Here is an 11,366-nt window from a genome sequence, read left to right on the forward strand (position 1 = left end):
CCGCGACGCAGGTGCCCCGGTGGCGCCTGCAGCCTTTTTTTGACCCTGTCTGCGAGAGAACCACCATGACCGAGCTGATTCATTACCAGAACTTCATTGGCAACGCCTTTGTCCCCAGCGACCAGCACATCGAGGTGCACAACCCGGCCAATGCCCGCTTGCTGGCACGGGTGCCTCAGGCCAGCAGCGACCAGGTCGAGGCCGCCATCGCCGCCGCGCGCCAGGCGCAAAAGGGCTGGGCCGCGCGTCCGGCCATCGAGCGCGCCGGCTACCTGCGCCAGATCGCGAGCAAGGTCCGCGACAACGCCGAACGCCTGGCCCACATCATCACCGCCGAGCAGGGCAAGGTCCTGGGGCTGGCCCGGGTCGAGGTCAACTTCACCGCCGACTACCTGGACTACATGGCTGAATGGGCACGGCGCCTGGAAGGCGAAGTGCTGACCAGTGACCGGGTCGGCGAAAGCATCTTTCTGCTGCGCAAACCCCTGGGGGTGGTGGCCGGGGTCCTGCCGTGGAATTTCCCGTTCTTCCTCATCGCCCGCAAAATGGCGCCGGCGCTGATCACCGGCAACACCATCGTCATCAAGCCCAGCGAAGAAACCCCGATCAACTGCTTCGAATTCGCCCGCCTGGTGGCTGAAACCGACCTGCCGCCCGGGGTGTTCAACGTGGTCAGCGGCACCGGGGCCACGGTCGGCCACAGCTTGACCAGCCACGCCGGCATCGACCTGATCAGCTTTACCGGCAGCGTCGGCACCGGCTCGCGGATCATGGCCGCCGCCGCGCCGAACATCACCAAACTCAATCTGGAACTGGGAGGCAAGGCCCCGGCCATCGTCCTCGCGGACGCCGACCTGGCGCTGGCGGTCAAGGCCATCACCGCGTCGCGGGTGATCAACACCGGGCAGGTGTGCAACTGCGCCGAGCGGGTGTATGTCGAGCGCAAGGTGGCCGAGCCCTTTATCGAGCAGATTGCCGCATCGATGGCGGCCACCCGCTATGGCGACCCCCTGGCCGAGGATGACCTGGACATGGGCCCGCTGATCAACCAGGCGGCCCTGGACAAGGTAGCGAAGATGGTCGAGACCGCTCGCGGCCAGGGGGCTGAAGTGATGACCGGTGGCGCGGTGGCCGACAAAGGCCAGGGCTTCCATTACCAGCCCACGGTGTTGGCCGGCTGTGGCAGCGAAATGCCGATCATGCGCCAGGAGATTTTCGGCCCGGTACTGCCGATCCAGATCGTCGATGACCTGGAAGAAGCCATTGCCCTGGCCAACGACAGCGAGTACGGCCTGACCTCATCCATCTACACCCGCAGCCTGAGCGCGGCCATGCGCGCCAGCAACGGCCTGGATTTTGGTGAGACCTACATCAACCGCGAGAACTTCGAGGCGATGCAGGGCTTCCATGCCGGGACGCGCAAGTCCGGGATTGGCGGCGCCGACGGCAAGCACGGTTTGTACGAGTACACCCACACTCACGTGGTGTATATCCAGATCTGAGGCCGGGCCCGAGGTAAAAAAATGCCGGCTCCCATCAAGGGACCGGCATTTTTCATGGGGGCGACGGCGTCTTACAGCCGGTCGTTGGGCGCGATCAGCCCGTGCTTTTTCATCTTGCGGTACAAGGTCGAGCGCGAGATGCCCAGCTCACTGGCAGCGGCGCTGATGTTCCAGCGCTGGCGGCGCAGGCAGTCGTGCAGGCGCCGGGATTCATCGTCGCCCAGTTGCTCGGCGAGGTGCGCGGTCGGCGGCGGGTCGCGGCTGATCAGGGGCAAGGGCAGGGGCGCCAGCAGTTCGCCGGGCAGGCAGTCGAGGTCGATGACCCCGTCTTCGGCCAGGGCCACGGCGTAACGCAGGCTGTTGAGCAGTTGGCGGATATTGCCCGGCCAGGGGTAGTCGAACAGGCACTGTCGGGCCGGGGCGTCCAGGCGCAGCCCGTGGGCGTCGGTCTGCGCCCGCAGCAGGCTGTCGATCAGCTCGGCGCGGTCGCTGCGCTCGCGCAAGGCCGGAAGCGCCAGGTTCATGCCGGCCAGGCGGTAGAACAGGTCCTGGCGAAAGGCTTTGGCGGCGATCATCCCGTGCAGGTCCTGGTGGGTGGCGGAGATCACCTGCACATCCAGCACCACCGGCACTTCGGCCCCCAGGGGCGAGATTTCCCGCTCCGCCAGGACCCGCAACAGGCGGGTTTGCAGGTGCGCCGGCATGTCGCCGATCTCGTCGAGAAACAGCGTGCCGCCGTTGGCCAGTTCCAGCTTGCCCTTCATGCCTTTCTTGTTGGCGCCGGTGAAGCTGCCGGCGCGGTAGCCGAACAGCTCGCTTTCGATCAGGGTTTCCGGAATCGCCGCGCAGTTCAGGGCGATAAACGGCCCGGCGCGACGGCTGCTGGCCTGGTGGATGGCGCGAGCGAAGGCCTCCTTGCCGGTGCCGGTCTCGCCGGTGATCAGGATCGGGATGCCCTTGTCGATCACCTTGCGTACCCGGCGTACGTTCTGTTGCAGGCGCGGATCGTTCCCGGCCAGTTGTTGCAGGTCCGGATGCGGTTGGCTCGCCGGGCGCACCACGGCGGGCGGCCGGTGCTGCTCCGAGGGGATGCGCAGGCCGATATCGAGCAGGGCTTCATCCTGCAGGCCACGCAGGCGCACACCGCGCGCGCCGCCATTGGTGAACTGCAACAGTTCCTCCACCGTGGCCGGCAGCAGGCTGTGGATCGGCGCCCCCAGCAGCGGCGCCCCGGTGCCCCGCTCCAGGGCCACAAAGGCCGCGCGGTTGGCGCCCATCACCCGGCCGTTTTCATCCAGGGCCAGCAACTGTTCGTTGGCCAGGTCGGCGATTTCATCGATGGGTTTGAGGGACAGGGTCAGGCGATCGCGGTGGCTCTGGCGAAAGTGCGCGTTCTCGATCAGGCGCGCGTACATGATCACCAGTTGCAGGGTCAGGTACTGGCTTTCCCGCGGGCCGTCGCTGTTCAGACAGGTGGCGTTGAGGCAGCCGCGCAGCAGGCCCTGGGCGTCGAAGATCGGCGCCACCGAGCAACTGAGGCGGAAGTTGGAGGCCAGGAAGTGTTCTTCGCGGTGGATGATCAAGGGCTGGGCGGCTGCCAGGGTGGTGCCGATGCCGTTGGTACCGACCATCGATTCGTCCCAGCGCGCGCCGACCACCAGCCCCGACTGGGTGTAGGCGTCGTCGTGGCTCGGCAGCCGTGAGTCGAGGGTGATGCCGTTTTCGTCGCTGAGCAGCACCGCGAACCCGGCCGGAACCACGCGCTTGGCCAGGCCGCTGACACCCTGGCTGGCAATCGACAGGTACTGTTGATGTTGCTGCTGATGGCGGCGGATGTCCTCGGCGCACAGGATGTTCTTGCGGCTGGCGGCGCCCGGGTCGAGGCGGTGCTCGACCACGCTGCGGTACCAGGACTGGGCGATCAGTCCGTCGGGGCGGATGCCGCGTGCGGAAAAGTGATCGTTGACGAAGGCCGCGAGTTCGCTGGGGCTGGTCTGCGCGCTGTGCCGAGTCATGGAGTGCTCCCATCAGGCGTGACACCGGGGGGTGGTGTGCACGGCGATCTTATTGTTGTTGACGGTTAGCCGGGGCTGGCCGCTGTCTACCTTAGTCGCTGGCGCATTATTTTTCAGCCCCTGATGGTGTCGGCGGCGTTATCGGGGGCTGCCGCGATCAGGCCAGGTGGGGCAGCCAGAGCGCGATCTGCGGAAACAGGATCAACAGCGCGATCAGGATCAGCAGCACTGTGCAGAACGGCAGGGCGCCGTACACCACATCCAGGAAGCGGCCCTTGTTGCGGATGCTTTGCACCACGAACAGGTTCATGCCAAATGGCGGGGTGATCTGCCCCATCTCGCAGAGGATGATCAGGATCACCCCGAACCACAGCGGGTCGAAGCCCAGCGCGACAATGATCGGCACCACCAGCGGTGCGGTGGTGATCAACATCGCCAGGGTGTCCATAAAGCAGCCGAGGACGATGTAGAACAGGATGATCGCCAGCAGGGTGCCCATCGGCGACATGTCGAGGTCGGTGACGAAACTGACCAGAGTCGAGGTCAGCCCGATGGAGGCCAGCACGAAATTGAGAAAGAACGCCGACAGGGTGATGAACAGGATCATGCCGGTGGTGCGCATGGTGGATTCAAAGGCCTGGCCCAGGTTGGTCCAGGTGAATGCACGGCGCCACAGGCCCAGGGCAAATGCGGCGATCACCCCCAGGGCGGCCGACTCGCTGGCGGTGGCGAAGCCGCTGTAGATGGCGCCCACCACCAGGGCGAAGATCGCCAGGGGTGGCAACAGGTCGGGGATGCTGGCCAGGCGTTCGGCCCAGGTCGCGTGTTGCTTGTGGCCGCCCAGCTCGGGGCGGATCAGGCAGGCGATGACGATCATCGCCACGAACATGAAACTGAGCAGGATCCCCGGCAGGGTCGCCGCCAAGTACAGCTTGGGCACCGAGAGGTTGGCGATCAGGGCGAACAGAATCATGTTGATCGACGGCGGAATCAGGATGCCCAGGGTGCCACCGGCCGCGATCGACCCCAGGAACAGCGGGGCCGGGTAGCCTTTGCGCTCCTGCTCCGGCAGGGCAATGGTCGAAATGGTGGCGGCGGTGGCCACGCTGGAGCCGCTGGTGGCCGAAAACAGCGCCGAGGCGCCGATGTTGGAGTTCATCAAGCCACCCGGCAGCCACGACAACCACTTGTCGACGGCGCCGTACATGCGCCCGGCGACCCCCGAACACACCAGCAGCTCACCCATCAGGATGTACAGCGGAATGGCCACCAGCAGGAATTCGGCGCTGGTGCTCCAGGCGATTTCGCCCATGGCGTTGCTCAGGGGCAGGCTGGAAAACAGCTCGGACAACGACATGCCCAACAGGCCGACGCTGACCGCCGCCGCCACGCTCAGGCCAAGCAGGGCCAGCAGGGTAAAGAGGGTAAAGGCCAGCATCTAGTGCGCTCCATGGGATGGCGCGCCGGCGCCACCGTGGGTTTCTTGTTGAATGTCTTCTTCGACCGAGTTGATCCCGATCAGTCCGTTGATTGCTGCCCAGCGTCGTTGGCGCAGCCGGGACAGGCTGGTGCAGGCCAGCACCGCCAGGGTCAGGGCAAAGAACGCGTAGCCGGCGAACCAGATCGACTGCGGCGCCCACAGCGGGATCTGCAGCGGCGTGGTGGAAATCGAGCGGTAGTGGATCGAGTCCCAAAGCACGCCCCAGGCGTGGTACAGCAGGGTTCCGGCAAACAGCGCCATGCCGCTCAAGGCCAGCAGGTCCAGCAGGCTCCGGGCCTTGAGCGACAGCCGTGAATAGAGGATGTCGACCCGGATATGGGAGCGTTTCAACAGGGCGATGGGAAACGCCCAGGTGCTGACAATCGCCAGTACATAGCCGGCTATCTCATCGGCCCCGCCCAGGGACAGGCCCAGGGTCTTGCGCAGGATCAGGTCGATCCCGATCATCAGCGCGGTGCCCATCAGGGCGATGCCGCCCACCCAGGCGCTGAGCCGGGCAATGCCGTTCACCAGCCGGGTCGCGCGGGATTCAGTGGGGTTCATGGATGCTTCTCCGCAAACGGTGTGGGTTCAGGACGCTGGGCACGTTGCACGGCTCAGGGCTGTTGCAGGTGCACGCCGATGGCGGCGCCTGCGGTGGCATTCCAGCGTTCGACGCAGGGCGCGCCACAGCGTTGGCCCCAATCGTTGGCGATGGTCAGCACGGCGTTCTGCAGGACTTGGCGCTCGGCGTCCGTCGGGGTGCTGACCTGCATCCTGGCCGGTCGATGGATCTTGCAGTCCGGGGCGCCGATGTTGCAGGCCAGCGCCGACTGGTTCTCGTTGGCGGTGGCTTCCCACCAGCGGTCTTCCAGGGCCTGGGCCTGTCCCTGGAGCAGGCGTTGCACCGGTTCGGGCAACGCCTGCCAGCGCTTGAGACCGATGGCATAGAAGCCGATGGACCAGTCCACCGGCAGGTTGTAGAGGTGGTTGGCGACGTCATACCAGCGGGCGGCATTGCCGGAGCCGATGCCGGTCACCGCACAATCGATGACACCGGTCTGCATCGCCGTCACCACCTCGGCGAACGGCAGGGTCATGGGCGCACCGCCGAGGGCGCTGATCATGTCCGACATATTGCGCCCACGAACCCGGACCTTGCGGCCCTTGAGGTCGGCGAGCGAGGACAGCGGGTCGCGACAGAAAAACACCTGTGCGGTGTAGGGCACGGTCGCCAGCAGCTTGACCCCGTGATGCTCGGCCATACGCTCGGCCAGTACCGGCTTGAAGGCACTGGAAATCTGCCGGGAGGTCTGGATGTCGGGGGCCATGCCCGGCAGGTCGATGCCTTCGAAAAACGGGTCGTCACCGGCGACGAAGGCAAACACCCCCATGCCGATTTCCACCGCGCCGCTGCGCAGCAGGCGCACCATCTCCGGGCCCTTGAGCCCGCTTTCCGACAGCCCGCGCAGGCTCGCCGTGAGGCTGCCGCCGGAGCGGGCGGGCAGGGTCTGGTTCCAGAACGGTTTTTCCACCGCACCAAAGGTGTAGTTGTGGCTGCCGCCGCCAATCACATTGAAGTGAATCGGCGGTGGGGTATCGGCCTGGACTGGGCCGGCCAGGGCGAGGGTCAGGGACGCTATGAGGTACGGTTTCATGGTAGTCCTGTTGTTTTTCTAGAGGGAGCTACTAAGGCAGAAACGGCGTGGCAAAGGGGCTGCGGGTGGTGCTTGCTCCGGGTCAGGAACGGCGCTGGATGGCCGCCTCGATAATGGCTCGGGAGCCGACGATATCAGGGAATTTCTCGCCCTTGGCCAACCTGGCCAGGGTGGTTTTTTCATTGTTCTGGAATTCGATGGCCCGGCGCGCCAGGGGCATGGCCTGATCAGGGGCCATGACCACGATGCCGTTTTCATCGGCCAGCACCGCATCCCCGGGTCGGACCACCGCGCCGCCACACTGAATCGTGGTGCAGAATTCGCCTTCTTCGCCCTTGAGCCGGGTGGTGATGGCGCTGGCGCCCCAGGACCAGATCGGCACCCCGTGCTGGCGCAATTCGCCGAGGTCGGTGACAAAGCCGTCAATCACGATCCCGGCGATGCCCGCCTGTTTGGCCGCATAAGCCATGGCCCCTCCGAGGGCGGCGGTGACCCGTTCGCCACAGCGATCCACGATCAAAAAATCTCCGGGACGCACACACCCCATGGCGTAATGCAGGATGCCGCCATCAGCCCCGGGCATCCTCACCGTGACCGCCGTCCCGGCGGCGCGCACATCCTGGAAGTGAGCCTTTATATCGCTGTTTAAAATACCCCGGGTGATGAAGTGACCCAGGGTGGCCGGTTCTGCCGCAAGAAGTATCGAACGTTCTTCTTCGGTCATTTGCTGCGGTAGTTCTCGAATAATATACATGCTTGGCTTGACTTGTTTTTTGGTGAATGTCTGGTGCATTTAGTTCATCCTAGCAAGCAGGATTTTAAGGCGATAATAAAAATCAGCGCGTCAACTTCGGGACTATTTTTATCATGCGAATTACCCTGATGCAGATCGAGGCCTTCTATTGGACGGCCCGATTAGGGGGCGTGCATGCCGCCTCGCGCCACCTTCACCTGACCCAGCCGGCCATCTCCTCGCGCATTCGGGAGATGGAGTCATTGTTGAGCGTGAAACTCTTCGATCGCAGCAAACAGCGGATGATAATCACCGCTGACGGCTTGATCGCCCTGCAACATGCCGAACTGGCGCTGAACAACAGCGTGAAACTGGAACAGTTCGCAGCCAAGCAGAAGCAGAACCGCCGGCTGCGGGTGGGCGCCGACGAGTGTTCGGCCATGGTCGGGCTGACGGCAGTGATTGCCGAGATCAAGGCGCATTTCCCGGAGATCACCCTGGAAATCACCATCGATGTGGGGGCGGTGCTCAATCGCAAGCTCAATGATCACGAGCTGGACCTGGCGCTTTTGACCAACCCCATGACCCGCGATGACGTGACCGATATCTTCCTGGGCTGGATGACCTTCCAGTGGGTGGCCGCCGCCCACCTGGAAATCGACGGCGATTCTTTTCAGCCGCAGCACGCCGGGGCTTACCCGATCGTCACCCATTCCGCGCCTTCGACCCTGTATTCAGTGGTCGAGCGCTGGTTGAAAGAGGGCGGCAATGTCTCCGAGGCATTTCATTCCAGTAACTCCCTGGCCTTTATCGCGAAGATGATATCGGCCGGGCACGCTATTGGAATTCTGCCAGTACCGTTGATTCGAGATATGTTGGCGGTGGACATGCTCAAGGTATTACCTTGCACTCCACCTATTGCACCCGCCAAGTTCTGTTTGTCGTATGTGACGGAAAAGCCGGACGTACAACTTGATGAGTTAGTTGCATTGACGCGGGCCACTTTATTGCGACAAAACTTCCTGGTTAATTGATCTTTTAATGCATGGCTTGAAAGGCCGAATCAAGTTACTAAGTTCGGCCACAAGCCTGTGGGTTATTCCGACAAGAGTGGATTGAGCTGATAATGTCCCCGGCAAACCGGGAGCTTATCCCGACCCCTCGAGTGCTTCACGGGTGGCGGCGATCTGTTGCCCGGCCTGATTCAGCCAAGACAGGTCACTGCCCATCAGCAGCATGTCGCAGCCCATTTCCCGCAGGCGCCGGGCGGTTTCAGTGTCGGCCGGGAAGCACGGCACCATCACCTGGATCGCACGCTGATGGCATTTCTTGATCAGCCATTGCAGGCGCGCCAGGACCTCGGGGTTGCCCAGGCGATAGTCCACCGGCAACTGGCGGGACAGCGAGTAATCGGCCGGGCCGAAATGCACGGCGTCTATGCCCTCGACGTCGAGGATCTCATCGATGTTGTCGAAGAATTCATAGCTCTCGGCCATGGGCACGATCACGCTGCGCTGGTTTTCCGCCTCGGTGTAGCGCGCCCATTCGAAGCCGGGACCGGCGTAGCGGGCCGAGCGCACCGAACTGTCGCCGCCGCGCCGGCCCACGGGCGGAAATTTGCTGCAGCGGATGATCTCGCGCATCTGCGCGGCGTTGTGCACCTGGGGAATGATCACCCCCGAGGCGCCCATTTCCAGGGCTTTGCGAATGTCCCATTCGAGGGTACCGCGTACCCGGACCAGGCTGTGGATCGCCGCGCGGTGCGCCGCCAGCAGCAGTTTTTCCATGTCCCGGTCGACCCCCAGAGCCGTGTGCTCGGCGTCGATAAAAACAAAGTCCAGCCCCCAGTTGCCGGCCACTTCGATGGGCAGGCAGGCGGTGCTGTAAATATTCATCCCGAACGTCACGCCAGCGGTCATTCGGTCCTTGAGCGAGCGGATCGTGTTGTGCATTGCGATTACCTGAAAAGTGAGGGGCGATGGCCGGGTGCCGATTCGCCATCCGAGGCCCGATCAAAGGCGTGGCGCCTCGGCACCCGGGTTTTCAGAGGCGATAGGTCGCTGGCAGGCGGTCGCGGAACGGGTGGATCTCGAACACCCCCGGGTCGCGGATCAGCGACTTGTTGCGCGCCTTGGCCAGGTCGATCTCGACGCTGAACACCCCGTCTTCCAGGCCGGCGCGGGTCAGGGTGGTGCCGGACGGCTCGATGATGTGGCTCATGCCGATAAACTGCATGCCGCCGTCCAGGTCATTGCGGTTGGGGGCCACGAAATACACGATGTTTTCCGCGGCGCGCACGGTGCTGAACAGGTCCGGCAGCAACCGCGCCTGCTCCGGCCAGGCGGCCGGCAGAACCACGATATCGGCGCCTTCCAGGGCCAGGGTGCGGATGACTTCCGGGAAGCGGATTTCATAGCAGATCGCCAGGCCGATGCGGCCGATGTCGGTGTTGAACACCGGCGGCGTCCACTCGGCGGGGCGATCGGTGAAACGGTCGCCGATCATGAACGGCAGATGACGTTTGCGATGCAGGCCGATGACGCCCTGGGGGCCGATCAGGGCGGCGGTATTGAAAATCGACTCGGCGTGTTTTTCATAGAAGCCGACCACGATGTGGATCCCGCTTTCAGCGCTGACCGCCAGCAACGGGGCCAGGGCGTCGAGGCTGATGGCGCCTTGTTCCAGTTCTTCACGGCTGTCGAACGAGCCGCCGGTCAACAGGCATTCGGCAAAGGCGATCAGGCGCGAGCCGTCTGCCGCGGCCTGGCGTGACAACTGCGCGACCTTGTCGATGGTCTGCGCGGGATTGCCGATGACCGGGTGGATCTGGGCGACCGAAATTTTCATTTTGCTGCTTCCTCTTGGCTGATACGGCAGTGCCCGCCGGGCGGGCGTATAAGGCGGAGACCGGGGTGACTTGTGGCGAGGGCGAGGGCCCTCGCCGGACTGCGCCGCAGTCCTTTACTGCGCCTGGTAACCCACGGCCTGGTAGACCTTCTTCACCAGTTCGGGGTTGATCTGCGCCGCGTACTTTTCGATCACCGGGCGGATCTTCTGCTGGATGCGCACCACCTCTTCGGCGGGCAATTCGTTGACCTTCATCCCGGAACTGGCGAGCTCGGCAATCGCCTTGCTGTCGGCCGCGCGGGAGATCTGGCGCTGCTCGAGGCGCACCTCCATGGCCACCTCCGTCAGCAGCGCCTGCTCGTCCGGGTTCAGGGTGTCCCAGAAGGGTTTGCTGATCAGCACGATCTGCGGGTTGTAGTTGTGATGGGTCAGGCTCAGGTACTTCTGCACTTCATTGAATTTTGAGGCCAGGATCAGCGCCGCCGGGTTTTCCTGGCCGTCCACGGTGCCGGTCTCGAGGGCGGTGTGCACCTCGGTGAAGGGCAGGGGCGTGGGGTTGGCCCCGAGGGTCGACCACACGTCGAGGAACAGCGGCGATTGCTGGGCGCGAATCTTCAGGCCGGTGATGTCTTCCATCTTCTGCACCGGGCGCACGTTGTTGGTCAGGTTGCGCACCCCCAGCTCCCAGAACGCCAGGCCCACCAGTTTTTTCTCCGGCAACTGATCGATCAGCATCTTGCCGACCTCGCCATCGAGCATGGCGTCGACCTTGGCGGTGTCGGTGTAGAGAAACGGGAAATCGAGGATGCCGAAGTCGGTCACGTGGTTGAGCATCAGGCCGGCGTTCCAGGTCATCATTTCCACTACGCCGCCCTGCAGCGACGACAGCACCTGCACGTCGCCCCCGAGCACGCCGTTGGGGAAGGTGCGGACCTTGATCTTGCCGCCGCTGCGTTCGTTGATCTTCTTCGCGAACAGTTCCATGCCAATCGCCGGTGGCGTGCCCTTGGGGCTGGTGGCAGCGAACTTGAGGGTGCGTGAGTTGTACTCGGCGGCAAAGCTCAGGCTGCTGGCCAGCAGCAGCGCGGCGAGCACGGTGAGGTGTCGGGTCATGGTCATTCCTTATTGTTG

General features: G+C 63.9%; 10 protein-coding genes. 2 read left to right on the plus strand and 8 right to left on the minus strand.

Features of this window, described 5'->3' with window-relative positions; all coding sequences use genetic code 11:
- The first annotated feature begins 65 nt into the window (after nucleotides 1-65).
- Nucleotides 66-1,502 (plus strand): aldehyde dehydrogenase, encoded by a 1,437-nt coding sequence (gene aldA / locus MF4836_RS02240; RefSeq protein ID WP_078468900.1) that lies wholly within the window; start codon nucleotides 66-68, stop codon nucleotides 1,500-1,502.
- A gap of 71 nt (nucleotides 1,503-1,573) precedes the next feature.
- Here aldA and MF4836_RS02245 read toward each other — a convergent pair whose 3' ends face one another.
- The 5 genes from MF4836_RS02245 to MF4836_RS02265 form a co-directional block, all read right to left on the minus strand.
- The gene (locus MF4836_RS02245) at nucleotides 1,574-3,517 is read right to left on the minus strand and encodes a sigma-54-dependent Fis family transcriptional regulator (protein ID WP_078468901.1); all 1,944 of its coding nucleotides are present in this window, start codon (nucleotides 3,515-3,517) and stop codon (nucleotides 1,574-1,576) included.
- Between the two features lie 157 nt (nucleotides 3,518-3,674).
- Nucleotides 3,675-4,955: a TRAP transporter large permease gene (locus tag MF4836_RS02250; RefSeq protein WP_078468902.1), complete on the minus strand. Its 1,281-nt coding sequence runs from the start codon at nucleotides 4,953-4,955 to the stop codon at nucleotides 3,675-3,677.
- Nucleotides 4,956-5,561: a TRAP transporter small permease subunit gene (locus MF4836_RS02255; RefSeq protein WP_078468903.1), complete on the minus strand. Its 606-nt coding sequence runs from the start codon at nucleotides 5,559-5,561 to the stop codon at nucleotides 4,956-4,958.
- Nucleotides 5,562-5,614: 53 nt separating this feature from the next.
- Entirely contained in the window at nucleotides 5,615-6,655 is a 1,041-nt protein-coding gene (locus MF4836_RS02260) for a TRAP transporter substrate-binding protein (RefSeq protein WP_078468904.1), read from the minus strand.
- Between the two features lie 82 nt (nucleotides 6,656-6,737).
- Nucleotides 6,738-7,409 (minus strand): RraA family protein, encoded by a 672-nt coding sequence (locus MF4836_RS02265; RefSeq protein WP_078469142.1) that lies wholly within the window; start codon nucleotides 7,407-7,409, stop codon nucleotides 6,738-6,740.
- A gap of 113 nt (nucleotides 7,410-7,522) precedes the next feature.
- Between MF4836_RS02265 and MF4836_RS02270 the strand changes: the two genes are divergently transcribed.
- Nucleotides 7,523-8,422: a LysR family transcriptional regulator gene (locus MF4836_RS02270; RefSeq protein WP_078468905.1), complete on the plus strand. Its 900-nt coding sequence runs from the start codon at nucleotides 7,523-7,525 to the stop codon at nucleotides 8,420-8,422.
- Between the two features lie 114 nt (nucleotides 8,423-8,536).
- Here MF4836_RS02270 and MF4836_RS02275 read toward each other — a convergent pair whose 3' ends face one another.
- The 3 genes from MF4836_RS02275 to MF4836_RS02285 form a co-directional block, all read right to left on the minus strand.
- Complete coding sequence (locus MF4836_RS02275) at nucleotides 8,537-9,340, minus strand: HpcH/HpaI aldolase family protein (RefSeq protein ID WP_078468906.1); 804 nt, start codon at nucleotides 9,338-9,340, stop codon at nucleotides 8,537-8,539.
- A 91-nt stretch (nucleotides 9,341-9,431) separates the two neighbouring features.
- Nucleotides 9,432-10,235: a carbon-nitrogen hydrolase family protein gene (locus MF4836_RS02280; RefSeq protein WP_078468907.1), complete on the minus strand. Its 804-nt coding sequence runs from the start codon at nucleotides 10,233-10,235 to the stop codon at nucleotides 9,432-9,434.
- Between the two features lie 114 nt (nucleotides 10,236-10,349).
- Entirely contained in the window at nucleotides 10,350-11,348 is a 999-nt protein-coding gene (locus MF4836_RS02285; protein ID WP_078468908.1) for a TRAP transporter substrate-binding protein, read from the minus strand.
- Between the last annotated feature and the right edge of the window lie 18 nt (nucleotides 11,349-11,366).

It is taken from the genome of Pseudomonas sp. MF4836 (genome assembly GCF_002018875.1).
Taxonomy (GTDB): domain Bacteria; phylum Pseudomonadota; class Gammaproteobacteria; order Pseudomonadales; family Pseudomonadaceae; genus Aquipseudomonas.

Excerpts from the sequence above, each read along its gene's own strand:
- MF4836_RS02250 (WP_078468902.1), bottom strand. The coding sequence starts at position 4,955 with ATGCTGGCCTTTACCCTCTTTACCCTGCTGGCCCTGCTTGGCCTGAGC.
- aldA (WP_078468900.1), top strand. The coding sequence starts at position 66 with ATGACCGAGCTGATTCATTACCAGAACTTCATTGGCAACGCCTTTGTC.
- MF4836_RS02245 (WP_078468901.1), bottom strand. The coding sequence starts at position 3,517 with ATGACTCGGCACAGCGCGCAGACCAGCCCCAGCGAACTCGCGGCCTTC.
- MF4836_RS02255 (WP_078468903.1), bottom strand. The coding sequence starts at position 5,561 with ATGAACCCCACTGAATCCCGCGCGACCCGGCTGGTGAACGGCATTGCC.
- MF4836_RS02260 (WP_078468904.1), bottom strand. The coding sequence starts at position 6,655 with ATGAAACCGTACCTCATAGCGTCCCTGACCCTCGCCCTGGCCGGCCCA.
- MF4836_RS02280 (WP_078468907.1), bottom strand. The coding sequence starts at position 10,235 with ATGAAAATTTCGGTCGCCCAGATCCACCCGGTCATCGGCAATCCCGCG.
- MF4836_RS02285 (WP_078468908.1), bottom strand. The coding sequence starts at position 11,348 with ATGACCCGACACCTCACCGTGCTCGCCGCGCTGCTGCTGGCCAGCAGC.
- MF4836_RS02265 (WP_078469142.1), bottom strand. The coding sequence starts at position 7,409 with ATGTATATTATTCGAGAACTACCGCAGCAAATGACCGAAGAAGAACGT.
- MF4836_RS02275 (WP_078468906.1), bottom strand. The coding sequence starts at position 9,340 with ATGCACAACACGATCCGCTCGCTCAAGGACCGAATGACCGCTGGCGTG.
- MF4836_RS02270 (WP_078468905.1), top strand. The coding sequence starts at position 7,523 with ATGCGAATTACCCTGATGCAGATCGAGGCCTTCTATTGGACGGCCCGA.